Source organism: Methylobacterium sp. Ger2507 (genome assembly GCF_055231875.1).
This window is the reverse complement of sequence record NZ_JBUYVC010000001.1, coordinates 562,347-587,365: the sequence shown is the minus strand read 5'-3', so window position 1 is coordinate 587,365 and position 25,019 is coordinate 562,347. Positions and strand designations below refer to the sequence as shown.

Below are 25,019 nucleotides of genomic sequence, written 5' to 3'. Positions count from 1 at the left end.
TCGGGCCGCCATGGCGGATGCGCTTCGATTCCGCCGTGCTGCGATGCAACCTTCGCGGGTCTGGGGCGTAGCCGTGCCTTCACACCCACCCAGAGCGAGACGGCACCGATGGAACCGATGAAGCCGATGGCCCCCATGAAGCCCATGGAACCGATGAAGCCGATGAAGGGATCGGATCCCTGGTGGCCGCAGGAGCTGGGCCAGCCCTCCACCAGCGGCGGCCAGAACGACATGCGCTACGCGTTCTTTCCCGACAAGCATCGCCTGCTGATCGAAGCCGACGGCAAGCTCACCACCTACGACAGCGGCGACCACCAGATCAGCGGCGTCTCGCAGTCGAACGGGCGATCGCCGACCTTCTCGAGCCAGAACGGCGATGTCGCCGTCGACGACCTCAAGGTGGTCGACTGACCGTCGGGCCGGCGCGGGAGACCGCTCCCGCGATGCCCGGAGCCGTCCGACACGATTGCACTTCCGGGACGAAGACCTGTCTCAGGCAGGGGCCTGTTTCAGGCCACGGCCCGCCCGGTCTCGCCGGTCCCGCGCGACCAGCGCTCGATCGCCTTCGGAACTTCGCTGGCCGGGCTCGGCCGGGCGAAGTAATAGCCCTGGCCCTCGTCGCAGCCCTCGCTCCGCAGGCGCTCGAACTGCGCCTCGGTCTCGATCCCCTCGGCGGTGGTGCGCATGCCGAGGCTGAGGCCGAGGCCGATCACCGCCCGGACGATCAGGCCGGAATCGGTCTTGTTGGTGATGTCGCGCACGAACGACTGGTCGATCTTGATTTTGTCGAACGGGAAGCTGCGCAGGTAGCTCAGGGATGAGTAGCCGGTGCCGAAATCGTCCATGGCGATCCGCACTCCGAGGCGGCGCAGGGCGTAGAGCGTCGCCAGCGTGGCCAGGTTGTCCTTGAGCAGCACCGACTCGGTGATCTCCAGTTCGAGCCGTCCCGGGGGGAGGCGGCTCGCCGACAGGGCCTGGCGCACCGCCTCGACGATGACCTCGTCGCGGAACTGCACCGCCGAGACGTTGACCGCGACCTTGATGCCGTCGGGCCAGCGCATCGCCTCGGTGCAGGCGGTGGTGAGGCACCAGGCTCCCAGCGGTACGATGAGGCCGATCTCCTCGGCGACGGCGATAAAATCTCCGGGGGGCACGAGACCGCGCACCGGATGGCGCCAGCGAACCAGCGCCTCGAAGCCCCCGACGCGGCGGGCACGGAAATCGTAGATCGGCTGGTAGTGCAGCTCGAATTCTTCGCGCGCCAGCGCCTCGCGCAGATCGAGTTCGAGGGCCCGGCGCGCCTGCAGGCTGATATCCATTTCGGCTTCGAAGAAGCGCCAGGTTCCGCGCCCATCCGCCTTGGCGCGGTAGAGGGCGACATCGGCGTTCTTGAGGAGCTTGTCGCAGGTCGTGCCGTCGCCGGGCGCGAAGCAGACGCCGATGCTCACGCCGACGCTGGCGCGATGGCCGTCGATCTCGTAGGGCGCACTGACCACCTCGACGATCCGGCGGGCCAGCACGGCGGCCTCCTGCGGGCGGCCGGTCTCCGACAGGATGATGGCAAACTCGTCGCCGCCGAGACGCGCCACGGTGTCGACGTCCCGCACGCAGGCCCGGAGTCGATCCGCGACGGCCCGCAGGAGGGCGTCGCCCACCGGATGCCCCAGGGTGTCGTTGACCTCCTTGAAGCGATCGAGGTCGAGGCAGAGCACCGAGAACGGGCTGCCGGCGCCGAGATGCGCCACCGCCTCCTCGATCCGCTCGCCGAACATCGCCCGGTTCGGCAGGCCGGTGAGAACGTCGTGGCGGGCCATGAAGGCGATGCGGGCATCGGCTTCCCGGCGCTCGGTCACGTCCTCGTAGGTCGCCACAAGGCCGCCCCCGCGCACCGCCTTGTGCGAGACGGCGACCACCCGGCCATCGCCGAGATGGAGGAAATCCGCGTCCACGGTGCCGCCGCTCGCGGTTTCGGCCTGCGCGCGGACGAAGGCGTCCGGCGCCGGCTCCGGGTAGTCGCACCGCGCGGCGCTCAAGGACGCGACCTCGTGGTAGGTCAGGCCGAAGGGGAGCTGCGCCGAAGCGAGGCCGAAGATCTCGCAGTAGCGCCGGTTCACGACGGTGAGCCGCCCGGTGGAATCGAACAGGCACAGGCCCTGGGACATGTTGTCGAGGGCGGTGTCGAGCCGCAGGTTGGTGGATTGGAGGGTCGCCTCCTGGATCTTGAGCAGGGTGATGTCGCTGCAGACCGCGATGAACCCGCCGGTGCGGGTGTCGCTCCGGCTGATCCGGAGCCAGCGGCCGTCGGCGAGGCGGAGTTCGCTGCGCTCGTCGGTGGCGGACAGGAGAGCCCGGGCGAGCGGGCCCGAACCGCCGCCATGGCCCTCGGAGAGACGGGCGATCGTGCTGCCCGGTGCCAGAGTACCGGAGGAGAGGCCGAGATAATCCTCCGCCTGGCTGTTGGTCAGGGTGATCCGTCCGGCCTCGTCGACGACGACGATGCCTTCCCGCGAGGTCTCCAGGGCGTCAGCGAGCTGGTCCTCGGCGGAAATCCGCTGCGCGACCTCCTTCTCCATGGCATGGCGGATGTTGTCCCGCATGGTGCCCATGGCGGCCAGCAGGGTTCCGACCTCGTCGCCGCCGCCGGCCGGCATGGTGCCGCTGAGATCGCCGCCCGCGATGCGGGTGGCCGCCCGCGAGGCATCGGCGAGCGGGTTCATGATGCGGCGTGCCAGGCAGAACGCCACGGTGCCGGACAAGAGCACGGCGATGAGGGTTCCGAGGAGATTGAACCGGGTCTCCCGAGCCACGATGGCGCGGGCCTGCTGACGATAGATGAAGCCGTCGCCCGCGGTGTAGTTGATGAACAGGTCGAAGTTTTCCTCCGCCACGGCGGCGTGGCGGTCCAGGTCCGCATAGGCCGCTTCGTCCCGGCCGAGATCGGTGATCCTGGCCCGCGCCTCCGTCCAGGCGGCGACCGCCTGCTCGGCCGCCTGCGCCGCTCGCGTCGCCCGCTCGGACTGGGCGCGCTCCACGGCGATCTCAAGGTCCTCGGCGAGCAGGCGCTGCAGACCGACGAGGCGCTCGTCGAGAACCGTGCGGGCCGCCGGGTTGGTGACCATCCAGCGCCGCGCTTCGGCCGTCCGCATCCCGGCGAAATCGGTGGCGGCGGCGCGCGCGTAGTTGATCGACATCAGCGAGCGGTCGAAGGTCTGGCTGACGAGTTCGTCGGTCCGGCGGATGCTGGAGGCGGCCGACAATCCGAGCGCTCCGGTGATCGCGCTCATGATCAGGAAAGCGATGACGATCCATCCCCGGATCGTGCCAAGCAACTTGCCGGTTATCGTGCCGAATGCTTCCATCAAACTCCGGCGGCCTCGGAAACGCGACGGCATCGGGGTTTCCGGAAACGTCATCACTGCTGTCCCGTTGCCCCTGCCAAAGAAGAATAATCGAGATATGTTAAAGCGATCTTGCTGCATGCCTTGAGCGTTTCGACCTTAACCGCCCGTTCACTCCGTTATGACAGGGGTCGTGGTGCCGAGTCTTCCCGTCGATTGTCCGGTCGTTCGTTCGATGTCGACGGGCCAAGCGGAAGGCCACGGCATTACGAGCGGATGGAGAACGGATGCGGCGCCTGACCTCATTCTGCGTGGCGTTCGGATTTCTGGGGGCGGCCAGCGCCGGCCTCGCTCTGGCGGCCGTCGGAACTCCGAGCCTGCACGTTTCGCAGAAGGGGCGCGCCTTCCAGCCGAACGCCCTGAATGTGTCGCGGGGCGCGCGGGTGGAGATCGTCAATGACGATGGCGACCTCCTCCACCACGTCTACATCGACGCGCCCGACTTCAGCTTCGATTCCGGGGACCTGAAGCCCGGAAGCCGGACCCAGGTGGTCTTCACCGTACCCGGGACCTTCGCGGTTTTGTGCGGCATCCATCCCAAGATGCGCCTGACCGTCCGCGTCGACGGCCACTGAGGTCCCGCGGGAGCCTTCCGCCTCCCGCCGCCGAGGCGGTCTCGGCCGCGAGAGGCTTTCGTTTGTCGTGTCGGGATAACCGGTTTCCGCTGATCCCGGACACCCTCTAAAGCACGGTCGAGCCCTGCAGCAGCGCATGGGCGCCGTAGTAGAGCCCGATGAAGGCCGCGAGGGCCGCCCCGAAGCCCACGGGCGTCAGGGCCAGGCTGCGCAGGCGGTAGGGCGCCGTGGCGTTGTCGGCGGCGATCGCCACCATGGCGACGATGATCGGGGCATGGCCGATCGCGTCGATCTTCCCGAACTCGAAGATCGCCGTGACGAAGGTGGCGGCCAGCAGGATCGCGGCGACCCGGCGGACGAGCGGCGTGCAGACCAGCGCGAAGGCGAGCGCGAACTCCACCGCCCCGGCGGCCTTCATGAAGAACTCGCCCGTGAACCCGAGTGTCATGGCGGGATGTTCGATGAAGAGCGGATAGGACCATTGAGGATAGGCCCATTTCTCGACCGAGGCCCACATCAGGGTCACGGCGGCGGTGTAGCGCACGAGATCGAGCGGCCGGACGTTTCCGGGCAGCGCGCGGCCGAGGCCGGTCAGGGCGCAATAGCCGGCGAGTCCGAGGAAGATCGGATAGTCGGCGAGGTGGAATGCGCCGTACTCGGCCACCGCGGTCGCGAACAGCACGACGATCCCCAGGGCCGAGAGGGGCATCGTCCGGCGCCACAGGAACCCGGTGGCGATGGCGAGCTGGAACCAGGGCAGGGCGGTGTTGGCGGTTTTCAGCTCTGGAGTCAGGATAATGCCGCCCAGCGTCCAGAGCGCGACGAAGAAGGCGCCCAGTACCGCCCGGAACATCAGTTCGGTGTTGGCGCGCGCCCAGGCGGTGGTGCGGTCGAGGGATCGGATCAGTGCTGCCCCCAGCACCGTTCCCTCGAGGAGCCCCCCCACCAGCAGGGCGAGGACCGAGAGGCCGACCAGCTTCTCGAAATCCGCGCACAGGACTTCGTCGAGGCCGCGCGGGGCGCCGACGAGATCGTAGGCACAGAACCATTTGACGTGCGCCATCGCGGCATTCGTGCCGGCGAGGGTGAGGAGCGTCGTCGTCATCATGACTGCGCCATGCGGCAGCCAGCGTCTTCCAGGGTGCATGGGGGAGGCCTTGTTCACGACGCCGGCGCGGGGGCTTGCCGGTCGGTAAAAACTACGCGTCTTTGTTCTTTCGCGGAAGGAATTCGTTAACGGATCTTACCAAATGGTTAACTTGTCCGGGCCCTGATTCACAGCGATCGCGAAGTATTCCTCGCATCCGACCCTCGGCGGTCAGAGTTTGATGACGGTGGCGAACGAAAGGCTATGGCGACAACTGGCCTGCCAAGCTTGGCAAAGTTAGACAAGAACCATGACCTGCCGTTTCGTCCGAAGGGCCCGATGATCGCAGCTTTGAGCCTGTCGAGCCTGATGCTGGGAACGGGCCTGTCCTACGCGGCCACGCGGAGACCGGACCGGGCCGATCGCCTCGAACTCTGGTCCGGGCGCCTGCTCGTCGGCGGACTCGGACTTCTGGGCGCGAGCCTGCCGCTGTTCCGCTGAGGGCGAGCTTCGTCGGAGGGGCGCGTCGTCAGTTGAGGCGATGCTGGGCAGCGACGGCCGCCGGACCATCGGCCGTCAGGGAGGTCAGGAAGGCGATCAGGTCCTGCTTCTCGGTATCGGTCAGGCCGAGCGGCCGAATTGCGGGCGAGCGGCTCGGCCGGTCGATGCCGCCGCGATCGTAGAGATCGATGACCTCTTGCAGAGACTGCAGCGAACCGTCGTGCATGTAGGGCCCGCGCTCGGCGACATCGCGCAGGGTCGGGGTCTTGAAGGCGTAGCGCAGCTGCTCCGAGTCCGGGAAGAACGCGGCCCGGCCGATGTCGCCACCGGTGCCGGCGCCGATGTCGTGGAAGGAGCCGTCGGTGAAGGTCCAGCCGGAATGGCAGGCCGCGCACTGGCCCTTGCCGTTGAACACCGCGAAGCCGGCCTTTGCGCTCGGGCTGATGGCGTCCTCGTTTCCGGCGACCCAGCGGTCGAACGGGGCTTCGCCGGATACGATGGAGCGCTGGAAGGTGGCCAGGGCCAGCTCGACGGTGCGGCGGCTGATCGCGCTTTCAGGGGGAGCGCCGGGGGCGGAGGCTGCCGTGGTGTGATCCGGGAAGGCGTCGGCGAAGGCCCGGACGTAAGTGGGCTCGGCCCGGAGGCGCTGCATCAGCGTGTCTTCGGGCAGGTTCATCGCGCTCGCGCTCGTGATCGGCGTGAAGGCGACATTCTCGAGATCGCGAAACTTGCCGTCCCACCCCAAGATCGGGATCTGGGCGACGTCGAGGAGGGTCGGCGTGCGCACCTTCATCGCCGCACCGGTCTCGCCGATGCCGCGCGGCCGGCCATCGCTCCACGACCGGGACGGAATGTGGCAACTGGCGCAACTCATCGTGCCACCGCCCGAAAGCCGCGGATCGAAGAACAGGCGCTGACCGAGTTCGGATTTCGCGGCGCTGTAGGGATTGTTCGCCGGATGGACCGGCTCGTCGACGCGTCGATAGGTTTCGCGCAGGGCCGCAGCCTCGGCCTGCACCGTGCCGGCCCTGGTTCCCCTCGGCTCGCCCGCCCCCAAGGACCCGATGCCGAACCCCGACGCCATGGCGGCAATCAGGGCGGCGCCCGCGAGCATGCTCCCGACCTGTCTGCGCATCGCGATCTCCTGATCCTGCCAGCGCTAGTGGGAACCCGTTAAGGAAATCTCACGCCGGTTGTTATGGTCCATTTGCCGCATCCCGGGTTCCGGAACGTCTGGCGCGATCGTTGCTTAGGCCGGCCCAGCCAGCGATGGCTGCGCATCCGCTCAGGTGTCCTCGGATGTCGCATCGCTACAGGACGAGAGGCTCGGCATGACGAAATACAAACTCGAGTATATCTGGCTCGACGGCTACACCCCGGTGCCGAACCTGCGCGGCAAGACCCAGATCAAGGAGTTCGACGGGTTCCCGACGCTCGAGCAGCTTCCGCTCTGGGGCTTCGACGGCAGCTCGACGATGCAGGCCGAGGGCGGCAGCTCCGACTGCATGCTCAAGCCCGTGCGGCACTTCCCCGATTCCACCCGCAAGAACGGCGTGCTGGTGATGTGCGAAGTCATGATGCCCGATGGCGTCACGCCGCACGCATCGAACAAGCGCGCCACCATCCTGGACGATGACGGCGCCTGGTTCGGCTTCGAGCAGGAGTATTTCTTCTACAAGGACGGCCGCCCGCTCGGCTTCCCCGCCGCCGGATACCCGGCTCCGCAGGGCCCGTACTATTGCGGCGTCGGCTACAAGGAAGTCGGCAGCATCGCCCGCAAGATCGTCGAGGAGCACCTCGACCTCTGCCTCGACGCCGGCATCAACCACGAGGGCATCAATGCCGAGGTGGCCAAGGGCCAGTGGGAGTTCCAGATCTTCGGCAAGGGCTCCAAAAAGGCCGCCGACGAGATGTGGGTCGCCCGCTATCTGCTCCAGCGCCTGTGCGAGTCCTACGAGATCGACGTCGAATACCATTGCAAGCCGCTCGGCGCGACCGACTGGAACGGCTCCGGCATGCATGCCAACTTCTCGACCGAGCACATGCGCACGGTGGGCGGACAGGCCTATTTCGAGGCGCTGATGGCGGCCTTCAAGGAGAACCTTGACGACCACATCGCCGTCTATGGCCCCGACAACCACATGCGCCTGACCGGCAAGCACGAGACCGCGGCCATCGACCAGTTCAGCTACGGCGTCGCCGATCGCGGCGCCTCGATCCGCGTGCCGCACAGCTTCGTCAACAACGCGTACAAGGGCTATTTGGAAGACCGCCGGCCCAACAGCCAGGGGGACCCCTACCAGATCGCTTCGCAGATCCTGAAGACGATCTCGTCGGTTCCGACCGAGACCAGTCAGAAGGCCGCCGCCTAAGATTTAGGCGATTTCCGTAGATACTTGCTCGATTTAAAATCACGGCCCGTCGCATCACCTGCGGCGGGCCTTCTTTTTTGCCTGTTTCGCAGGCGCTAAATCCTTTCGCTGGCACCTTTGCGCCGGATGCGGCCAGGCCAGTTGGGCCGTGGCCAGACACCGCGCGCCGAAGTCGGCAGACAAGCGTGCGCTGGGGCGATCCGTGCAGCGGTCGATCCAGGCGTCGAGGAGTGGGTCGCCGGACTTGTCGAATCACGCATAGGGCGAGTGCCGCAGCAGGTCCGGCAGCCGGAGCCCGGATCGAGCACGAGCGTGGCTACGGCTATCGCCTGATCGAGGATGGAGCGCTGCCGCCTCAGATCTTTGACCGGATCGAGATCGAGGCCCTGGTGCTCGGCCTGTCGGAGGTGCGGCACAGGGGGGACGGCCGAGTCAGAAGGACAAGCCCCCGCGCCCTGTGGCGTGTAGCGGTCCGGAGGTCGAGCGTCCTTTACGCCCCGAAGATCGACCATCCGAGACGCTTCGTCAGCATCTCCAGGGCGATCCGCCCGAGGTGTGAGTTGCCCGAGGTGTCGAGTCCGGGCGACCAGACGGCGATCGAGGCCTTGCCGGGAGCGATCGCCAGGATGCCGCCGCCGACGCCGCTCTTGCCGGGCAGGCCGACCCGGTAGGCGAACTCGCCGGAACCGTCGTAATGGCCGCAGGTGAGCATCACCGCGTTGATGCGGCGCGCCCGCTCCGGCGAAACCACGGAATGTCCCGTGGAAGGATTGCGCCCGGAATGGGCGAGGAAGCGCCCGGCCATGGCGAGCTGGCGGCACGACATGGCGATGGCGCAGTGGTGAAAGTAGACGCCGAGGGTGAAATCGACCGGGTTGTCGAGCACCCCGAAGGATTTCATGTAGTTGGCCAGCGCCATGTTGCGGAAGCCCGTGCGCAGTTCCGAGGCCGCGACGGCCTCGTCGATGGTGATGGTGGGGTCCTGGGCCAGGAACTGCAGGAAGCGCAGGATCTCGCCGAGGGCCTCCCGAGGCTGGTGGCCCGAGAGGATCAGATCGGTGACCGCGATGGCGCCCGCATTGATGAAGGGATTGCGCGGGATGCCGCGCTCGCGTTCCAGCTGGACGATGGAATTGAACGGGCTGCCGGATGGCTCGCGCCCGACGCGGCGCCAGAGCCGGTCGCCGGCCATGCCGAGGGCGAGGGTCAGGGTAAAGACCTTCGAGATGCTCTGGATCGAGAACGGCACGTCGCAGTCGCCGCCGGCCGCGACCCGGCCCTCGGCGTCGATCACCACGAGGCCGAAGGCCCCGGCATCGACGCGCGCGAGTTCGGGTATGTAGGTCGCCACCTCGCCGCGGTCCTGCCGATCCCGCATCTCGTCGGTGATCTCGCGGACGACACGGTCGAGGTCGGGCACGTCTGACGGCATCGGATGGGAGTTCCGCTGGAGGCTACGAAGGGCGGGCAAAGACCCGGCAAGCGTCAGGCAAGGATCGGGCAAACGCCGGGCCACGGCGAACGCGAAGCGTGCGGACGGGTGAGCCGCCGGTCGTTGCCGGTGCACAGGTCGTTCGCGGCGGCGTACGGTTCAGCTTAGCGACAGCATCCGTGGACTATACCGCTGCCATGGTGATGCTTGATTGAGAGTTCAAGTTTGTATCTAATCGTTTCCGGATAAAGGGCATGGTCTTTCGGCTGCATTCGCAGACTTAAGATCCGATGAATGCGTTTTTCAGTGGCCGTTAAATCGCGCAGCCGTAGCACGGCGGCCGAAATGACGGCGCTCCGGGCTCTCCCGAAGCTGCCGTCGAGCGATGGGCAGCGATGAGCACTGATTCGAGCGAACCGAACCTGAGCCTCCTGGGCGGCAATTCGTTCTCCGGCACGCCGGCTCTCTGCATCGCCGCCGATGCATCGAGAGTCCCCGCGGCGGCGACAGAGGCGGTTCTCGGTGGTCCTGCGGGTGTCGTGCCCCACGCCCTGTCCGTCCCTCGGCGCGCTTCGCAGACCGGCATGACGCCGGAGGCCCGCCGGCGCATCGGCCGCAACCTGCGCCTCCTCTACGCCGAGGTGCTGCAACAGCCCCTTCCCGACCGTTTCGACGCACTCCTCGCCGATCTGGCCACCCGCAGCAACACGCGAGGATCTTCATGAACGCCGCGATGCAGAGCCCGGTCGGTACCCCACGGGGCGCCGATGACGAGATGCGCAATCTGCTGCTCGGCGCGATTCCCGCGCTGCGCGCCTTCGCCTTCTCGCTGACCTACGATCTCGACCGCAGCGACGACCTCGTGCAGGACACCCTGGTGCGCGCCTGGACCAAGGCCGACAGCTTCACGCGGGGGACCAACCTCACCGCCTGGCTGTTCACCATCCTGCGCAACCTGTTCTATTCGGAGCAGCGCAAGCGCAAGCGCGAGGTGGAAGATGCCGACGGTGCCCTGGCGGGGCGCCTCACGAGCCTGCCCGAGCAAGAGATCCGCGTCGAGATGCTCGAGTTCCAGGAAGCCCTGAACACCCTGCCGTTCAGCCAGCGCGAGGCCCTGGTGCTCGTGGGTGCGCAGAACTTCACCTACGAGGAGGCGGCCGAGATCTGCGGCGTGGCCGTGGGCACCATGAAGAGTCGCGTCAGCCGGGCGCGCGGACGGCTCATCGAGAGCCTGGGCATGAACGGCACCGACGATATCGGCGCCGATGCCTTCACGCGGGCGGCCCTGGGGTCGCCCCCCGGGTAGCGAGTTCAGACCAGGGCGCTTCGCACTGCGCGGGCGATCTTGTCGGCCGGCACCTCGCTGCGGTCTCCGAGCAGGCGCCGGCCGGAGGCGATCACCTGCAGGGCCTCGCGGCTGCTGCCCTCCCGCAGGGCCACAGCCTCGAGATCGCGCAGGTATTCGATCACGCCTTCGCGGACCTGGCCTTCACGAACCTGGCCTCCGCGAGCCTTGCCCTCACGAGCCTTGCCCTCACGAACCTTGCCTTCACGAATCTGGCCTTCGCGAGCCAGCACCGGCTCGACCCGTGACGTGACGTCGTGCGCCACCGAGGCCCAGAATGCGGCCGGTCCGGCGGAATTCTCGTGCATCGTCTCGCTTCCCTGACGTGTGTTGACGCGTAAGGGGTGACGGCCCGCGTCGAGCCACCCGCGTCGGGCATGGCGAACCTCGCCTCCCTCTGCGCGCTGCGACGCGAATCCGAACCCCGTGATCCCGTTAACAAGAAGGAAGCGGAGCGTTAAATAACTTGGATCAAGTCGTAATTGAAAACCACTCTGGGTTGTCGCTCGAAAAGTCATGGGGTGACTTATTCTGTGACCAAATCAATGGTTGATCCTGGCCATCAGGGAACACGGAGCGCAAAGGACCGGTTTTCATGTCGTGCTCGCCTAAATTGCTGCGGCCGGTCAGCTGAAGTCATGGTTTGTCGAAGCTTCACTCGTGTCGAAGTTCCGCGTTGCCGAAACCTGGAATCGCGCTCGATCGACATAGGGGACAGCGAACCTGCCGCGCGGCGGCGAGCACGAGGGGCGCACCGGACGGTCATTGCCAGCCCCTTCGAAACCGCACCGGACACCAGTGGAGGCACGCATGGGCCTGTTCACCCGAGACATCAAAACCCTCGACGATCTCTTCGTTCACACCCTGCAGGACATCTACTACGCCGAGAATCAGATCACGAAGGCGTTGCCCAAGATGATCGCCAAGGCGACGCATCCGGAGCTGAAGCAGAGCTTCGAGACCCACCTGCGCCAGACCGAGACCCAGATCCAGCGCCTGGAGAAGGTCTTTCAGATGCATGGCCACAGTCCGAAGGCCGTGACCTGCCCGGCGATCAACGGCATCATCGAGGAAGCCAACGAGGTCGCCGGCGAGATCGCCGACAAGGATGTGCTGGATGCGGCCCTCGTCGCCTCCGCGCAGGCCGTCGAGCATTACGAAATCACCCGCTACGGCACGCTGATCGCCTGGGCCAAGCGCCTGGGGCGCGACGATTGCGCGGGTGTCCTCCAGCAGAACCTCGACGAGGAGAAGGCGACCGACCACCTGCTCACCGCCATGGCCGAGCGGCAAGTCAACCAGCGCGCCGCCTGACCGGCGCGCCGCGCACGAAGCGGTCACCAACCGGCCGACGTGGGGATCTTGCGCTGATGCGGGCCGTTGCTTTTTGGGCCGCGTCCCGCGCACCCTGGCGCGGCCCGGTCGCCCGTCCGTGGCGGTGAACGACTCCCCGACGAGAGCCCATGGCCCGCAAGCGCGCGCGACCGACGAACGAGATCCTGGCCGAGGTAGCCATGCGCCTCGGCCTGCCGCCCCGGAGCGTCGAATTGGATGCCCTGCGGCTCCATCTCGGCCTGCCCGAATATGGCGGCTTCGTCGAGGATGCGGTGGTGGCCAAGGCGCTGCGCGAGCTGAAGGCGCGCCGCGCCTTCTCGGAGGGCGGTGTCGCCACCGTGAGGAAGGCGGTGCCGGCCCTGCGCGCCGCGGTGATGCGGGATGGCAGCATCGCCTGGACGATCCGGACCCTGATCCCCATCCTGGACGGGGGCCGCCTCGACCTCCGGGTCGATGCGGCTCCCGAGACGGGAATCGCCGGCATCCTCTCCGGGATGGCCCATCGCAACGACCCGAGCTGGCGCCTCGACGAACTGCGCGCCGCCGTCGCCGAAACCGCGGTCCGGAGCGCGAAGTCCCTGCGCCGGGCGGTGGAGCGCCTGCGCGACCAGGTCGCAGAGGACTTGCGCGAGGTCGGCGCCGACGCGGTGACCTATATCGACCATCTCGACCGCTCGCTGCGGTCGCGGGCCTTCCAGCTCTCGCCGAACCTGAATCAGTCCCTGACCGACACGCTCAAGGGCGTGCGCGCCCGCGCCCGCAACGTGGCGCGCGAGGATTCGCGCCTGCGCCGCCTGCGCGACCAGGTGGGCTTCGGCGCCTACATCGAGAAGTTCACCGCGGCCCGACGCCTCAGCCGGCGCATCATCTTCCACATGGGGCCGACCAATTCCGGTAAGACCTATGCGGCCCTGGAGATGCTGCGCGCCGCGCCCACCGGCACCTACTTGGCGCCCCTGCGCCTCCTCGCCCTGGAGAACTACGAGGCTCTGGCCGAGCGCGGCCTGCGCGCCGGGATGGTGACGGGCGAGGAGACCCTCGGCGACCTGAACCCGACCCACACCGCCCGCACCATCGAAACCGCCGACCTGACGCGGCCCGTCGACGTCGCGGTCATCGACGAAATCCAGATGATCGCCGACCCCGACCGGGGCTGGGCTTGGACCAACGCCCTGTTCGGCGTGGCCGCCCGCACTGTGGTGGTGTGCGGCTCGGACGATGCGCTGGCCGCCGTGCGACGGGCGGCGGAGGCAGCCAACGAATCCCTCGAGGTCGTCACTTTCGTGCGCAAGACCCCCCTGGTGTTGCAGGAGGTGCCGGTACCCCTCGAAGACGTGACGCCGGGCGACGCGGTCGTGGCGTTTTCGCGAAGGGCCGTCCACGAGAATCGCGAGATCCTGGTGGCGGCGGGCCACCGGGTGGCGACAATCTACGGCGCGCTCTCACCGGAGGTGCGCCGGGCCGAGGCCGCGCGCTTCCGCGCGGGCGAGGCCGACGTCCTGGTCACCACGGATGCCATCGGCATGGGCCTCAACCTCGGCCCCCTCAAGCGGGTCGTATTCTCGGCCGTGCGCAAGTGGGACGGGGTCGGGGAGCGGGCGTTGACCAATTCGGAGATCCGCCAGATCGCGGGCCGCGCCGGGCGCTTCGGGCATCAGGACGAGGGCTACGTCGCTGCCGTGGACGAGACCGGACTGGAGCCGATCCGTGCGGCGCTCGCGGGAGCGCCCACGGCGCCGGCCGCCGATACCCGTTTCTTCGTGCGGCCCGACCTCATCGCCATCAACTCGGTGGCCGAGGAGATGCGCACGGACAGCCTGCGCGAGGTGCTGGCGCATTTCGCGCGTGCCACCTTCTATGCCGGATCGCCGTTCCAGCCCTCGGCCCTGGAGGAAATCCTGGAGATCGCCCGAGTGGTCGACAAGGCGCGGCTGCCGATCGCGGAGAAGTTCGCGTTCTCGGTCTGCCCGGTGGACCGGCGCGATCCGGTCTCCCTCGGCATGCTGGAGCGCTGGACCCAGGCACGGGCGGCTGGCACGACGGTGCCTGCCCTGCGCGCGAACCTGGCGGGGGAACTCGTCTACCAGGAGCGGACGGTGAAGCTCGCCAGCGCCTATCTCTGGCTGTCGCGGCGCTTTCCCGAGACCTTCGACGATGCCGAAGCGATGCGCGCCATGCGAGGACGCGCCAACGGGGAGATCGAGCGCCACCTGCGGGAGACGGCAACCCGCAAGGTCGAGCGGCGCACACGCCGCGCCGGCAGTGGACGCTGAGCGCCCGGCGCCGCGTTCGATCGCCGGACGGCCCAGGGGAGGGGCGACCCCTCCCCGACGCCGATCCGGATTTTGCGTTCAGGCCGACTTGAGGTGCGCGGCGAGGTGCTTGTTCATTTCGAACATGGTGCACTTGTCCTTGCCGAAAACCTTCTTGAGCTTGTCGTCGGCCAGGATCTCGCGCTTGTTCTCGGGGTTCTGGAGGTTGTGCTTCTTGATGTACTCCCAGACCTTGCTCACGACCTCGCCGCGCGGCAGGGACGCGTCGCCGACGACGGCGGCGAGCTCGGGCGACGGCTTCAGAGGCTGTTGCAGCGCGTTGGGCTTGGCGCCTTCACCCTTCGGAGCGGCGACCTTCTTGCCCTTGGCGGCCGGCTTCTCGGCGTCCTTCCCGGCCGCCTTGGGTGCAGCCTTCTCGGCAGTCTTCGTGGTGCTCTTTGCCATGGGATGTTCCTCCGGATGTCGACGGTGAGCGCCGGTACGCCCACGGCCCGTGGCCTCGCAGCGCATAGGTGCAACAACTAAGCGGTGCCGCGAGCGTTCCAAGGGAAAACCGCCCGCTGCGCCCGCGTCATCCACAGGCGTGCAGACGAAAGGGCCTGCGAAGGGCCTGCGAAGGGCTGGCGGAGAGTGGGCGAAGGGCCGGTGCGGGACGCGACAAACCCCGCTCCACCTGCGCGGAAACGCGGTCTCGGCGATCTGTACTTCCGCCCGACGCCAAGGCGCCAGCGGATCGGATCCAGGCGGGTATGTCGGGCGAAAGACGTGAGTGCAGAGGAGGTTAGGGCGACTTCTCGGCCTTCGTCTAGGCGCAGGTCCCGGGCGGAGGCCGCCGTTCCCTCGCGCGGGCGGCGTGTCGCCCGTGCAGGCGGGCCGGGCGGCCGACGCTCAAGCCCGAGCGCTTCGTTCAGCGGAACGGTCGGTTCCGCCGAGAACATTCCACGACCGGTCGGAATTTTGGCAGACAGAGCGCCTGACCCCGGGCGGATTCGGGACATCGCCCGATGGGTACCGTCACCGAACCTTAAGGGCGATCGGTGAATCCAGGGTCATGATCCTCCTTGCCTTCACGCTCTCGCTGGGCGCCGCCGCCGCACTCATCATCGGACTGGGCACGCTGGTGTCGGTGGAGGCGCAAGGCCATCCCGGTACCCGGGCGGATGCGGGCCTGATCTGACGCCGGTCTGACACCGCACGGGCGAGCCAGACGGAGCTGACGACCGACCCCTGTCCTGGAACCCCCGCGCGGGTCGCGGCTTGTCCGGTCGAGCGCCGGTCCCGGCGCATCCCCCAGCCACGAGGAGTTTGCATGCCGACGGACCTCCCGAACGAGCGCAGCATCCGTCCCGCCGGCTCGATGGAGCTCGATCCCTCCGCCGAGGGCGTCGCCATCGACGAGACCTCGCGCCTGATCGCCTCGAACAAGGTCGAGGGCACGGCCGCCTATCGCCGCGACGGCGAGCATATCGGTACGGTCTACAATTTCATGGTCGACAAGGTCTCGGGCCAGGTCGCCTACGCGGTCCTGTCCTTCGGGGGCTTTCTCGGCCTGGGCGAGAGCTATCACCCGGTGCCCTGGCGGGCGTTGACCTACAGCGTCGAACTCGGCGGCTACATCGTCGACATCGACCGCGACACCCTGGAGGGCGCCCCGACGCATGGCCCCGGCGAAGACCCCTTCGCCGATCCGCGTTACGGCGAGCGCGTCGACGGCCATTACGGCGGCTCGAAGGTGCCTACTGCCTGAAGAACGTCCGATGCCTGGCAAATCCCCGCCGATTGAAAGATCTCCGCCCGCCGGTTCACGATTCCGGCGCGGCCACGATCCGGTCGAAGTCGAGGAGCGCGGTCTCGATCACGATCTGCGTGCGGCTGATGACGTCGAGCTTGCGTAGGATTTCAGAGACGTGCGCCTTCACGGTCGAATCCCCGACCTGAAGCTCGTGGGCGATCTGCTTGTTCAGCATCCCCTGCCGGATCATCGCCAGCACCCGCACCTGTTGCGGGGTCAGGCTCCCAACCCGCTCGGCGATCGGGGCCTTGCGGGCCGTTGAGGGGATCGGGGGCGCGGCCGGCAGGCTCGCCGGCACCGAGAGGCCGCCGGCCAGGACATCGGCGATGGCTCGCGTCAGCGTCGCCTTGTCGACCGCCTTCGGCACGAAGCCGGCGGCGCCGTGGTCGAGGGCTTCGCGGATGATCCGCGGATCTTCCAGGCCCGACACGACGAGGATCGGGACGCGCGGGGCCTGCGCCCGGATCGCCAGCAGGCCCTCGAAGCCGGTAACCCCCTGCATCGACAGGTCGAGGAGGATGATCTCGGTGGCGGGCTGCCGGGCCAGCACCGCGCAAGCGCCGACGATCCCATCGGCCTCGTGCACCGTCGCGTCCGGATAGGCGAGCCCCACGGCGCTCGCCAGCGCCTCACGAAACAGCGGGTGATCGTCGACGATGAGGAGATGCATGCCCGTTCCGCCCGGTGCGTGCGCCCCTGTGCCGGAGCCGTTCGGCGCTGCATTGCGCGGCCACCGGTCGCCCGACATACTCGTGTCATCGCGGAGAACCGGGCGTCAAGCCCGGCCCGCGCCGGGCAGCGAGGGAACGCGCGTGACAGAGGGGACGCGGGTGCGCACGCACCGGTGCGGCATCACCACGACCTGGACCGACGCCGCCGACGCCGAAACGGCACTGGCGGAGATCGGCGCGGCCATCGGCACCGGCCGGGTCGCCCAGATCGTGGCGTTCTTCTCGGCCGACTACGACGTCGACACCCTCAATCGGGGCTTCTCCACCCGCTTTCCCGGTGCGGGCATCGCCGGGTGCACGATGTCCGGCGGCATCTCCCCGGCGGGCGGCCTCGATCGCGGCCTCGTGGTCATCGCCTTTCCGTCCGACGGCTTCCGCATCGTCTCGACGCTGCTCGACGCCATCGACCATCTCGACGTCGAGCGCACCGCCTCGAGCGTGCGCGCCCTGCGAAGGAGTCTCGACGGGGCATCCGCCGATCCGATCAATGGGCGCCGCTTCGCCCTGTCGCTGATCGACGGGCTCGCCAATGCCGAGGAGACCGTGGTCTCGGCCATCGCCTGGGCCCTCGACGGCATCCCCCTGGTGGGCGGCTCGGCCGGTGACGACCTTACCTTCCGTGAGACCGTGCTGCTGCATGACGGCGGCATTCATCAGCGCGCCGCCGTGCTGCTGCTGGTGGAATCGGATTTCCCGGTCCAGATCTTCAAGAGCGACAATTTCGAGCCGACCGCGACCCGGTTCGTGGTCACCGCTTCCGACGACGAGCAGCGCACCGTCCACGAACTCAACGCCGAGCCGGCCGCGCGGGAATACGCCATGGCGGTGGGGCTCGACCCGGAGCGTCTGTCGCCCATGAGCTTTGCCGCCTATCCCCTCGCCGTGAAGGTGGGCGGCGAGTATTTCTGCCGGTCGATCCGGCGCATGAATCCCGACGGCTCGCTCAGCTTCTTCTGCGCCATCGACGAGGGCGTGGTGCTGACCCTGGCGCGACCGCGCGACATCGTGGCGGCGACAGAGGCCGAGCTGTCGCGCCTCGACGCGGCGCTCGGCGGCATCGACCTCGTCATCGGCTTCGAATGCGTGCTGCGCCGCCTCGACGCCGAGAGCCGTCAGGTGCGCCACGGCATCGTCGACCTCTACCGGCGCTACGACGTCGTCGGCTTCGACACCTACGGCGAGCAGTACCGTTCGATGCACCTGAACCAGACCTTCACGGGCATTGCCATCGGGCGGGGCGGAGTGGACCGGTGACGGTCCCGTCCCCCGAAGCCCAGGGGGGTGCGCCGGGCGAGAGCGCCAACCTGCGGCGGATCGCCAAGCTGGAGCGGATCAACGCCGCCCTGATGGCGCATGTGGAGCGCAGCATGGACCAGCAGGGCGGTGCCTACTCGCTGTTCCAGACCGCCACCATGCTGGAGGGGCGCGTCCGCAGCCGCACCGAGGAGCTAACCGGCCTCATGCACCGCCTGGAGCGCTCCAACGAGGCCTTGGTGGCCGCCAAGGAGGAGGCGGAGAACGCCAACCGCTCCAAGACCCGCTTCCTCGCCGCCGCGAGCCACGACCTGCTCCAGCCCCTGAATGCGGCGCGCCTCTCGGCCTCGGCGCTGGCCGGCCTGGCCCTCGGGCCGGAGGCGGTGGCGATCTCCGGCCGGATCGAGCGCGGCCTGCAGATCATCGAGGATCTGATCAAGACCCTCCTGGACATCTCGAAGCTCGATGCCGGCGTGGTGCGCCCGGCGATCAAGCCGGTGGCCCTCGGCGACCTCCTGGCCGGCATCGCGGCGAGCTTCCGGCCCTTCGCCGCGCGCAAGGGCCTGCGCCTCGTCGTCCGCGGCCCCGACCTCGTCGTGGCCAGCGATCCGCTGATGCTCCAGCGCATCGTCCAGAACCTCGTGTCGAACGCCATCCGGTACGCGCGCGCGGGCGGGGTGCTGGTGGCGGTTCGGCGGCGCGGCGCATCCTGCCGGCTCGAGGTGCTCGACACCGGTTGCGGCATCGCCGCGGCGGAGCGGGACCTCGTCTTCGAGGAATTCTTCCGCGGCGGTGCCGAGGGGGAGGGCGGTGAACCCGGCCTCGGCCTCGGTCTCTCAATCGTGCGCCGCATGGCGCAGGCCCTCGACCATCCCCTCGAGCTGACCTCGCAGGTCGGGCGCGGCACCCGCATGGCCCTGACCCTGCCGGTCAGCCCTACGCCGCCCGAGCGTGTGGTGCCGGCGCCACCCGTGGCGACCCGGCTCACCGGCGCACGGGTGCTGGTGGTGGAGAACGATCCGCCCACCGCCGATGCCCTGGAGCGCCTCCTGCGGGCCTGGGACGCCGAGGTCTCGGTTCATCGCGATCTCGCAGGGGTGGAGGCGGCGCTCGCCGCGGGGCTGGACCTGCCGGACCTTCTCGTCCTCGACTATCATCTCGACCACGGGGCCTGCGGCCTCGATGTGGCGGCCCACCTGCAGGCCCGGATGTTGACGCCCCTGCCGGTCATCGTGACCACCGCCGATCATGCGCCCGAAATCGCCGCGCAGGTCGCGGCACTGGGAGGGCAACTGATGCACAAGCCGGTTCGCCCGGCGCAGTTGCGGGCGCTCCTGACCTACCTGCTGGCATGACGAAGACGGGCTAGAGTATTTTGAATAATCCTATGGCGTCGCAAGGCATCGCAACCCTAACAAAAGAGCCTTCCCCGCCGTTGCGCGTCTGTCTTGCTGAATGTCTCCAGTCAAATTTGAGGCTGCATTGAAAAATTTGCAGCGCACCAAGATATAATTGCACTGCGGCGATAGTAGTGGCGCCCTTGCGAAGCTTCGCGCGGGTCTTTACGCTTCCGCCCCAGAACAAGACTGCCCCTGCACGCCTTTCGCCAGGATGAATCCTGTCGCTCGTCGTCGCTGTGGGCGCGCGGAGGACGGCCCGGTTCATGAAGAAAAACAAGGTCATCACGGCCGGCGAGGCGATCGCGCTGATCCGGCACAACGACGTGGTCACCACGACGGGCTTCGTCCAGAGCTGCATCCCGGAAGCGTTGCACGCGGCCCTGGAGAAGCGCTTCGTCGACACCGGCGCACCCCGTGACCTGACCCTGATCATGACGGCGGGAGCCGGCGACAGCAAAGGCCTCGGCACCGGGCGTCTGCATCACGAAGGCTTGCTTCGCCGCGTCATCGCGGCCAATTTCGGCCGCATGCCGAAGGTCGCCAAGGCCGCGCAGGAAGACAAGATCCTGGGCTACAACCTGCCTCAGGGCGTGATCTCGCAGCTTTACCGAGCCTGTGCCGCCGGCCAGCCTGGGCTGTTCTCCAAGGTCGGCCTGCACACCTACGTCGATCCCCGTCACGGCGGCGCCCGCGTCAACACCGTGACGCAGGACGAGATCGTGAAGCTCGTCGAGGTCGATGGCGAGGAATGGCTGTTCTACACCGCCACCAAGATCGACGTCGCCTTCATCCGCGGCACCTCGGCCGATCCGTCGGGCAACATCTCCTTCGAGAAGGAGGCCCTGACCCTCGATTGCCTCGCCCAGGCCATGGCGGCGCGCAACAATGGCGGCATCGTCATCGCCCAGGTCGAGCGCATCGTCGATGACGGCTTCCTGCTGCCGAAGGACGTGCGCGTGCCCGGCATCCTGGTCGACTGCGTGGTGCTGGCCGAGCCCGAGATGCACCGCATGAACTACGGGGTGCAGCACGATGCGGCCCTCGCCGGCCAGATCCGCGTGCCGGTCAGCGGCATGAAGAAGATGCCGCTTGATGCCCGCAAGGTCATCGCCCGCCGCGCTGCCTTCGAGCTGCCGCCGAACGGCGTCGTCAACCTCGGCGTCGGGGCGCCCGAGGGCATCTCGGCCGTGGCCAACGAGGAGAAGGTGACACCCTACATCACCCTCACCACCGAAGCCGGCGCGGTCGGCGGCGTGCTTGCATCGGGGTCGAGCTTCGGCGCCGCCACGAACGCCGATTGCGTCATCGATCAGAACCAGATGTTCGACTTCTACGACGGCGGCGGCCTCGACATGACCTGCCTGGGTCTGGCCGAGTGCGACCAGCACGGGAACGTCAACACCAGCATGTTCGGGGGCCGCCTCAACGGCTGCGGCGGCTTCATCAACATCAGCCAGAACGCCCGCTCGGTGGTCTTCGCCGGCACCTTCACGGTGGGCGGCCTGGAGACCGCGATCGAGGACGGCAAGCTCCGCATCGTCACGGAGGGCCGCTCGCAGAAATTCCTGCCCCAGGTCGAGCAGATCACCTTCAGCGGGCATTATGCGCAGATGCGCTCGCAGCCGGTCATCTACGTCACCGAGCGCTGCGTCTTCCAGCTCACCGACGAGGGCCTGGAGCTCATCGAGGTGGCACCCGGCATCGACATCGAGCGGGACATCCTGCCCCATATGGGCTTCCGGCCGATCATCAAGCAGCCGATGCCGATGGATGCCCGCCTGTTCCGCGACGAGCCGATGGAACTGCTCGCCGACCTGCTCAACCTCAACCTGCCGGAGCGGGTGAGCTACGACCCCGAGCGCAATATCCTGTTCGTGAACCTCGAGGGCTGGCATGCCCGCGCCAAGAGCGACCTCGACGACCTGCGCATGGTGCTGGTGGGCGCCTGCAAGAAGGCCGGCCAGCGGGTCAACACCGTGGTCAATCACGACGGGTTCCGCATCAACGAGAACCTGTACGACGACTACGCCCACATGATCCAATACCTGCAGGCCAACTACTATCTCACCACCACCCGCTACGCGACCAGCGCCTTCCTGCGCCTCAAGATGGAGGAGGCCCTGAATCGTCGCGGCCTCGCGCCCCACGTCTTCGAGCGCAAGGAGGACGCCCACGCCTTCCTCGAGGGCGCCGGCAAGGTCCGCCGGGCCTCGACGGCGATCGCCTCGGCGGCGTGAAGGGCGGGGCCGGCCCGACGGGCCGGTCCTTCCGCGACCGTGCGGCGTCCTCGGCGATCCAAGCCGATCCCGTGCTCCATCTGAGCCGGAGGCGGGCGTTTGTGCCCCGCCGGGGTTTATGCCCGGCCGGTCCCAGGCCGCGTCCGCATGCGGCTGCGCGGCCAGTCGGCTGCCGGACCCGGGCGCGTCGCGGAGGCGCGGCAATTGCCGGGGTTCGCTTAATCCGAGACAACAGGCTCCATGATCGTCCGTTCGCGCCCGAGCCTGTTCGATATTCTGTTCACCCTGCGCGGCTCGATCCTGCCGCAGGTGGCACCCAAGGTGCTGAGCATCACCCTCATCGCGGTGATCGTGGTGGCGGTGGAGCGGCGCTGGCCCGAGGCGTTCCCGATCACTGCCGGCGTCGGCCCCTTCACCCTCATCGGGATCGCCCTGTCGATCTTCCTCAGCTTCCGCAACAGCGCCTGCTACGACCGCTGGTGGGAGGGGCGCCGGGCCTGGGGCGGCCTCGTGGTCGAGACGCGCGGACTCGCCCGGCTTCTCAGCGCCCTCCTGCCCGGCGAGGCCGACGAGCCCTTGCGCGGACGCGCCCTGCGGCGCCTCTCGGCCTTCGCGCATGCCCTCCACGCCCAGCTTCGCGGCGGCGACGTGGCCGCGGCGGCCAAGCCCTGGCTCCCGGGCGCCGAGGCGGAGCGCCTCGCCCGCCACCCGAGCGCGGCCGATGCGGTGCTCGCCGGACTCACCACCGACCTCGCCAAGGCCTATCGCCGGGGGGCGCTGACCGACGTCCTGTTCGCTGCCCTGGAGCACAAGATCGCGGCCCTGGCGCAGGTCCAGGTGGTGTGCGAGCGCATCCAGAACACGCCGCTGCCCTTCGCCTACACCCTGCTCCTCTACCGCACGGCGTGGATCTACTGCCTGCTGCTGCCCTTCGGCCTCGCAGCCTCCCTCGGCTGGGCGACGCCGGTGGCCACCGCCCTGGTCGCCTACACGTTCTTCGGCCTCGATGCGCTGGGTGACGAACTGGAGGAGCCCTTCGGCCTGGCGCCGAACGACCTGCCGCTCGATGCCTTGCTGCACACCATCGACGGCATCGTGCTCGATGCCCTGGGCGAGACCGCGCCGCCGCCCCTGGAGCCGGAGCGGTATCTGCTGACGTGAGGGGCGAGGCCGCGCGCGTGCTCGTCGCGGAAGCGCCTCGATTGTCGATCATTCGAGCGGGTGAAGGGCCGGTCAGTCGTTGACGAGCGGTTGAGGCGCGACGACAGCCATGAGATGCCGTCTGATTTCGTCTGCAACCGCCCGGACATGTGTCTGCGCCAAATCGTGGTTCGCCCCCAGCAGGATGCAAAGGCGGGCATTCGGCAAGAGAGCAGCCAGCCTCTTCCCGACGGCGACCGGGCTGATCGAATCCGAGTCTCCCCACAACAACAGGACCGGAACTCGGATGGACGGCAAACCGGAAGAGAGATCGGCGATCGGATCGGCGATCCACTTCGCAGCGCGTGGGAAGGCCCTGAAGTAGTCCGGCCGCCAATCCGATCCGCCCAGATCGACCATCGGCACGCCGCCGGATGTCACCGTCAACACCAAGCTCTTGACGAGATCGGGAAATGCCAGCGCCACCTTGATCGCGATGATCCCGCCCATCGACTGAGCGACGATGGCCACCGGCTCGCGAATTTCAGTGGCGACCAGAGCGACGAGATCGTCCAGCCCGTCCACGTCCTGCCGAGGGGGCTCTGCGCCCAATCCCGGCCATCCGAAAAACACACCATCCAATCCGGCCTGGGTGGCAACGGGCCTCCAGAACGAAGCACTTCCGGATGCACCGGGTAGAAACAGCGTTTTCATTACGGTTCATCCGCTCATCGTCGCTGAAGTGCGGACGTGACGAGGGTAACCGGCCATGTCGGGTCGAGGACGGACGCGTCCATGGCGTCGACGCTCGACCCGCGCTGCTCAATACTCCCAGAAGATCCGCTGCAGTTCCTTCGAGTCCTGCGTCTTCGTCAGAGCGACGGCGGCCAGGATCTTGGCCTTTTGCGGGTTCAGGTCGTGGGCCACCACCCAGTCGTACTTGTCGTCGGGCTGCTCGGCGTTGCGCAGGACGAAGCCGTCGCCGACGCGGGACGAGCGGATGATCTGCACGCCTTTGGAGCGGATGTCCTTCAGGGTGTCGACGAGGTAGCCCGCCACCGAGCCGTTGCCGGTGCCCGCATGGATGATCGCCTTGGCGCCGCCCGCCACCGCCGAGGTATAGGGCTCCGGGTGCATGTTGCCGGAGCCGTACACGATGGCGACGTCGGGCAGGCTGTCGATGGTGTCGATGTCGAACTCGGAGGTTGTGCCATGGCGCTTCACCGGGGCGCGGAACCAGTAGGTCTTGCCCTCCACCACCATGCCGAGGGGGCCCCACTGGCTGAAGAAGGCCGAGGGCTTGATGTTGATGCGCTTGGTGGTGTCGCGGCCGGCCTGAATCTCGTCGTTCATGGTCAGCAGCACGCCCTTGGCGCGGGCGTCCCTGGCGCCGGCCACGGTCACGGCGTCGAGGAGGTTGAGGGCGCCGTCCGCCGAGATCGCCGTGGAGGGGCGCATCGAGGCCACCATCACGATGGGCTTGTCGGTCTTCACCACGAGGTCGAGGAAGTAGGCCGTCTCCTCCACCGTGTCGGTGCCGTGGGTGACGACGACGCCGTCGACGTCGTCGCGCTTGACCAGGGCCGAAATCTTCTTGGCGAGCTCGATGAGCTGCGCGTTGGTGAAGCTCTCGGAGGCGATCTGGAAGGCCTGCTCGCCGCGCACGTCCGCCACCTGGGCGATGGCCGGCACGGCGGCGATCAGCTTGTCCACCGGCACCTTGGCGGCCTGGTAGGTCGCGCTGTTGGCGGCGTCCGCGCCGGCGCCCGCGATGGTGCCACCCGTCGCCACGATGACGACCCGCGGCTTGGCCGCAGCGGTCGGCGCCGGTGCCTCATTGCCAGGCTTGACCGTTGCGCCGGGCATCACCGTTGCGCCGGGCTTGGCCGGGATCGGTCCCTCCAGCGCGCGCGCGGGCAGGACGGTGCCGGCCATCAGGGCCATCAGGGCGATCGGCAGGGTACGGCGCATGCTGAGACTCGGGTCGTTTCGGGAGTGGCATTGTGACCCGCACCACCGATAAGGCCAGCCGAAAATCACGCCGTGCCTCGCTCAATCCCGATGCAGCCCGATCCGCGCGCCGCCAGCGCCGAGACGACCGGCGGGGGCTCGGATCCCCCGGCCTGGGGGCCGGGAGATCCGTCGTC

Annotated in this window: 23 protein-coding genes and 1 pseudogene; 15 read left to right on the top strand and 9 right to left on the bottom strand. The window is 68.0% G+C overall.

From position 1 onward, the window contains the following. Positions 1–108: 108 nt before the first annotated feature. Complete coding sequence (locus tag ACV7NL_RS02770) at positions 109–411, top strand: hypothetical protein (RefSeq protein ID WP_056181892.1); 303 nt, start codon at positions 109–111, stop codon at positions 409–411. Between the two features lie 98 nt (positions 412–509). Here the strand turns inward: ACV7NL_RS02770 and ACV7NL_RS02765 are convergent, their stop codons facing one another. Further along, positions 510–3,359 carry an EAL domain-containing protein gene (locus ACV7NL_RS02765; protein ID WP_463354850.1) on the bottom strand — a complete coding sequence of 950 codons (2,850 nt, stop codon included), beginning with the start codon at positions 3,357–3,359 and terminating at the stop codon, positions 510–512. A 266-nt stretch (positions 3,360–3,625) separates the two neighbouring features. Between ACV7NL_RS02765 and ACV7NL_RS02760 the strand changes: the two genes are divergently transcribed. Further along, positions 3,626–3,973 (top strand): cupredoxin domain-containing protein, encoded by a 348-nt coding sequence (locus ACV7NL_RS02760; protein WP_056485102.1) that lies wholly within the window; start codon positions 3,626–3,628, stop codon positions 3,971–3,973. Positions 3,974–4,079: 106 nt separating this feature from the next. Here the strand turns inward: ACV7NL_RS02760 and ACV7NL_RS02755 are convergent, their stop codons facing one another. After that, a complete protein-coding gene (locus ACV7NL_RS02755; protein WP_463354849.1) occupies positions 4,080–5,081 on the bottom strand; it encodes a hypothetical protein in 1,002 nt (333 codons plus the stop codon). A gap of 318 nt (positions 5,082–5,399) precedes the next feature. On the opposite strand from ACV7NL_RS02755, the gene ACV7NL_RS02750 reads away from it, so the two are divergent. Then, positions 5,400–5,561, top strand: a complete 162-nt coding sequence (locus tag ACV7NL_RS02750) for a hypothetical protein (protein WP_200935883.1) — start codon at positions 5,400–5,402, stop codon at positions 5,559–5,561. 28 nt (positions 5,562–5,589) lie between these two features. Here the strand turns inward: ACV7NL_RS02750 and ACV7NL_RS02745 are convergent, their stop codons facing one another. Next, on the bottom strand, positions 5,590–6,696 hold the full coding sequence (locus ACV7NL_RS02745) for a cytochrome-c peroxidase (RefSeq protein ID WP_463354848.1): 1,107 nt from the start codon (positions 6,694–6,696) through the stop codon (positions 5,590–5,592). Between the two features lie 196 nt (positions 6,697–6,892). On the opposite strand from ACV7NL_RS02745, the gene ACV7NL_RS02740 reads away from it, so the two are divergent. Beyond that, positions 6,893–7,933 carry a glutamine synthetase beta-grasp domain-containing protein gene (locus ACV7NL_RS02740; protein WP_056181877.1) on the top strand — a complete coding sequence of 347 codons (1,041 nt, stop codon included), beginning with the start codon at positions 6,893–6,895 and terminating at the stop codon, positions 7,931–7,933. Positions 7,934–8,217: 284 nt separating this feature from the next. Continuing rightward, positions 8,218–8,403: pseudogene (locus ACV7NL_RS02735) on the top strand (transcriptional regulator); the annotation flags it as partial. 20 nt (positions 8,404–8,423) lie between these two features. Here the strand turns inward: ACV7NL_RS02735 and ACV7NL_RS02730 are convergent. After that, positions 8,424–9,353 carry a glutaminase gene (locus ACV7NL_RS02730; protein ID WP_056182011.1) on the bottom strand — a complete coding sequence of 310 codons (930 nt, stop codon included), beginning with the start codon at positions 9,351–9,353 and terminating at the stop codon, positions 8,424–8,426. 407 nt (positions 9,354–9,760) lie between these two features. Here ACV7NL_RS02730 and ACV7NL_RS02725 point away from each other — a divergent pair, with 407 nt between their 5' ends. Then, positions 9,761–10,090 carry a NepR family anti-sigma factor gene (locus ACV7NL_RS02725; RefSeq protein ID WP_463354847.1) on the top strand — a complete coding sequence of 110 codons (330 nt, stop codon included), beginning with the start codon at positions 9,761–9,763 and terminating at the stop codon, positions 10,088–10,090. Beyond that, on the top strand, positions 10,087–10,671 hold the full coding sequence (locus tag ACV7NL_RS02720; protein ID WP_463354846.1) for a sigma-70 family RNA polymerase sigma factor: 585 nt from the start codon (positions 10,087–10,089) through the stop codon (positions 10,669–10,671). Before ACV7NL_RS02725 ends, ACV7NL_RS02720 begins: the two co-directional genes overlap by 4 nt. Positions 10,672–10,676: 5 nt before the next feature. Here ACV7NL_RS02720 and ACV7NL_RS02715 read toward each other — a convergent pair whose 3' ends face one another. Beyond that, entirely contained in the window at positions 10,677–11,018 is a 342-nt protein-coding gene (locus ACV7NL_RS02715) for a hypothetical protein (RefSeq protein ID WP_056181867.1), read from the bottom strand. 502 nt (positions 11,019–11,520) lie between these two features. Here ACV7NL_RS02715 and ACV7NL_RS02710 point away from each other — a divergent pair. Both ACV7NL_RS02710 and ACV7NL_RS02705 read left to right on the top strand, forming a co-directional pair. Then, on the top strand, positions 11,521–12,024 hold the full coding sequence (locus ACV7NL_RS02710; RefSeq protein WP_056181863.1) for a YciE/YciF ferroxidase family protein: 504 nt from the start codon (positions 11,521–11,523) through the stop codon (positions 12,022–12,024). 149 nt (positions 12,025–12,173) lie between these two features. Continuing rightward, positions 12,174–14,318: a helicase-related protein gene (locus ACV7NL_RS02705; protein ID WP_463354845.1), complete on the top strand. Its 2,145-nt coding sequence runs from the start codon at positions 12,174–12,176 to the stop codon at positions 14,316–14,318. Positions 14,319–14,396: 78 nt separating this feature from the next. Here the strand turns inward: ACV7NL_RS02705 and ACV7NL_RS02700 are convergent, their stop codons facing one another. Further along, positions 14,397–14,762 (bottom strand): SWIB/MDM2 domain-containing protein, encoded by a 366-nt coding sequence (locus tag ACV7NL_RS02700; protein WP_463354844.1) that lies wholly within the window; start codon positions 14,760–14,762, stop codon positions 14,397–14,399. A 607-nt stretch (positions 14,763–15,369) separates the two neighbouring features. On the opposite strand from ACV7NL_RS02700, the gene ACV7NL_RS02695 reads away from it, so the two are divergent. Further along, on the top strand, positions 15,370–15,495 hold the full coding sequence (locus tag ACV7NL_RS02695) for a hypothetical protein (protein ID WP_463354843.1): 126 nt from the start codon (positions 15,370–15,372) through the stop codon (positions 15,493–15,495). Positions 15,496–15,627: 132 nt separating this feature from the next. Continuing rightward, the gene (locus ACV7NL_RS02690) at positions 15,628–16,065 is read left to right on the top strand and encodes a PRC-barrel domain-containing protein (RefSeq protein WP_056485090.1); all 438 of its coding nucleotides are present in this window, start codon (positions 15,628–15,630) and stop codon (positions 16,063–16,065) included. Positions 16,066–16,120: 55 nt separating this feature from the next. Here ACV7NL_RS02690 and ACV7NL_RS02685 read toward each other — a convergent pair whose 3' ends face one another. Continuing rightward, positions 16,121–16,780: a response regulator gene (locus tag ACV7NL_RS02685; protein ID WP_082504051.1), complete on the bottom strand. Its 660-nt coding sequence runs from the start codon at positions 16,778–16,780 to the stop codon at positions 16,121–16,123. A 142-nt stretch (positions 16,781–16,922) separates the two neighbouring features. Here ACV7NL_RS02685 and ACV7NL_RS02680 point away from each other — a divergent pair, with 142 nt between their 5' ends. From ACV7NL_RS02680 to ACV7NL_RS02665, 4 genes are all read left to right on the top strand, one after another. Continuing rightward, on the top strand, positions 16,923–18,095 hold the full coding sequence (locus tag ACV7NL_RS02680) for an FIST N-terminal domain-containing protein (protein ID WP_463354842.1): 1,173 nt from the start codon (positions 16,923–16,925) through the stop codon (positions 18,093–18,095). A gap of 92 nt (positions 18,096–18,187) precedes the next feature. Next, positions 18,188–19,450: an ATP-binding response regulator gene (locus ACV7NL_RS02675; protein WP_463357044.1), complete on the top strand. Its 1,263-nt coding sequence runs from the start codon at positions 18,188–18,190 to the stop codon at positions 19,448–19,450. Positions 19,451–19,758: 308 nt separating this feature from the next. After that, complete coding sequence (locus ACV7NL_RS02670) at positions 19,759–21,732, top strand: acyl CoA:acetate/3-ketoacid CoA transferase (RefSeq protein ID WP_056181840.1); 1,974 nt, start codon at positions 19,759–19,761, stop codon at positions 21,730–21,732. Positions 21,733–21,972: 240 nt separating this feature from the next. Continuing rightward, on the top strand, positions 21,973–22,893 hold the full coding sequence (locus tag ACV7NL_RS02665; RefSeq protein ID WP_056485083.1) for a bestrophin family protein: 921 nt from the start codon (positions 21,973–21,975) through the stop codon (positions 22,891–22,893). A 72-nt stretch (positions 22,894–22,965) separates the two neighbouring features. On the opposite strand, the gene ACV7NL_RS02660 is transcribed toward ACV7NL_RS02665, so the two are convergent. Next, positions 22,966–23,586 (bottom strand): alpha/beta fold hydrolase, encoded by a 621-nt coding sequence (locus ACV7NL_RS02660; protein WP_463354841.1) that lies wholly within the window; start codon positions 23,584–23,586, stop codon positions 22,966–22,968. A 108-nt stretch (positions 23,587–23,694) separates the two neighbouring features. Continuing rightward, positions 23,695–24,843 (bottom strand): type II asparaginase, encoded by a 1,149-nt coding sequence (locus ACV7NL_RS02655; RefSeq protein WP_463354840.1) that lies wholly within the window; start codon positions 24,841–24,843, stop codon positions 23,695–23,697. Positions 24,844–25,019 lie beyond the last annotated feature (176 nt).

Coding starts and splice junctions, on each gene's coding strand:
- ACV7NL_RS02770 (WP_056181892.1), top strand. CDS start 109: ATGGAACCGATGAAGCCGATGGCCCCCATGAAGCCCATGGAACCGATG.
- ACV7NL_RS02765 (WP_463354850.1), bottom strand. CDS start 3,359: ATGGAAGCATTCGGCACGATAACCGGCAAGTTGCTTGGCACGATCCGG.
- ACV7NL_RS02760 (WP_056485102.1), top strand. CDS start 3,626: ATGCGGCGCCTGACCTCATTCTGCGTGGCGTTCGGATTTCTGGGGGCG.
- ACV7NL_RS02755 (WP_463354849.1), bottom strand. CDS start 5,081: ATGATGACGACGACGCTCCTCACCCTCGCCGGCACGAATGCCGCGATG.
- ACV7NL_RS02750 (WP_200935883.1), top strand. CDS start 5,400: ATGATCGCAGCTTTGAGCCTGTCGAGCCTGATGCTGGGAACGGGCCTG.
- ACV7NL_RS02745 (WP_463354848.1), bottom strand. CDS start 6,696: ATGCGCAGACAGGTCGGGAGCATGCTCGCGGGCGCCGCCCTGATTGCC.
- ACV7NL_RS02740 (WP_056181877.1), top strand. CDS start 6,893: ATGACGAAATACAAACTCGAGTATATCTGGCTCGACGGCTACACCCCG.
- ACV7NL_RS02725 (WP_463354847.1), top strand. CDS start 9,761: ATGAGCACTGATTCGAGCGAACCGAACCTGAGCCTCCTGGGCGGCAAT.
- ACV7NL_RS02720 (WP_463354846.1), top strand. CDS start 10,087: ATGAACGCCGCGATGCAGAGCCCGGTCGGTACCCCACGGGGCGCCGAT.
- ACV7NL_RS02715 (WP_056181867.1), bottom strand. CDS start 11,018: ATGCACGAGAATTCCGCCGGACCGGCCGCATTCTGGGCCTCGGTGGCG.
- ACV7NL_RS02710 (WP_056181863.1), top strand. CDS start 11,521: ATGGGCCTGTTCACCCGAGACATCAAAACCCTCGACGATCTCTTCGTT.
- ACV7NL_RS02705 (WP_463354845.1), top strand. CDS start 12,174: ATGGCCCGCAAGCGCGCGCGACCGACGAACGAGATCCTGGCCGAGGTA.
- ACV7NL_RS02700 (WP_463354844.1), bottom strand. CDS start 14,762: ATGGCAAAGAGCACCACGAAGACTGCCGAGAAGGCTGCACCCAAGGCG.
- ACV7NL_RS02695 (WP_463354843.1), top strand. CDS start 15,370: ATGATCCTCCTTGCCTTCACGCTCTCGCTGGGCGCCGCCGCCGCACTC.
- ACV7NL_RS02690 (WP_056485090.1), top strand. CDS start 15,628: ATGCCGACGGACCTCCCGAACGAGCGCAGCATCCGTCCCGCCGGCTCG.
- ACV7NL_RS02685 (WP_082504051.1), bottom strand. CDS start 16,780: ATGCATCTCCTCATCGTCGACGATCACCCGCTGTTTCGTGAGGCGCTG.
- ACV7NL_RS02675 (WP_463357044.1), top strand. CDS start 18,188: ATGGCGCATGTGGAGCGCAGCATGGACCAGCAGGGCGGTGCCTACTCG.
- ACV7NL_RS02670 (WP_056181840.1), top strand. CDS start 19,759: ATGAAGAAAAACAAGGTCATCACGGCCGGCGAGGCGATCGCGCTGATC.
- ACV7NL_RS02665 (WP_056485083.1), top strand. CDS start 21,973: ATGATCGTCCGTTCGCGCCCGAGCCTGTTCGATATTCTGTTCACCCTG.
- ACV7NL_RS02660 (WP_463354841.1), bottom strand. CDS start 23,586: ATGAAAACGCTGTTTCTACCCGGTGCATCCGGAAGTGCTTCGTTCTGG.
- ACV7NL_RS02655 (WP_463354840.1), bottom strand. CDS start 24,843: ATGCGCCGTACCCTGCCGATCGCCCTGATGGCCCTGATGGCCGGCACC.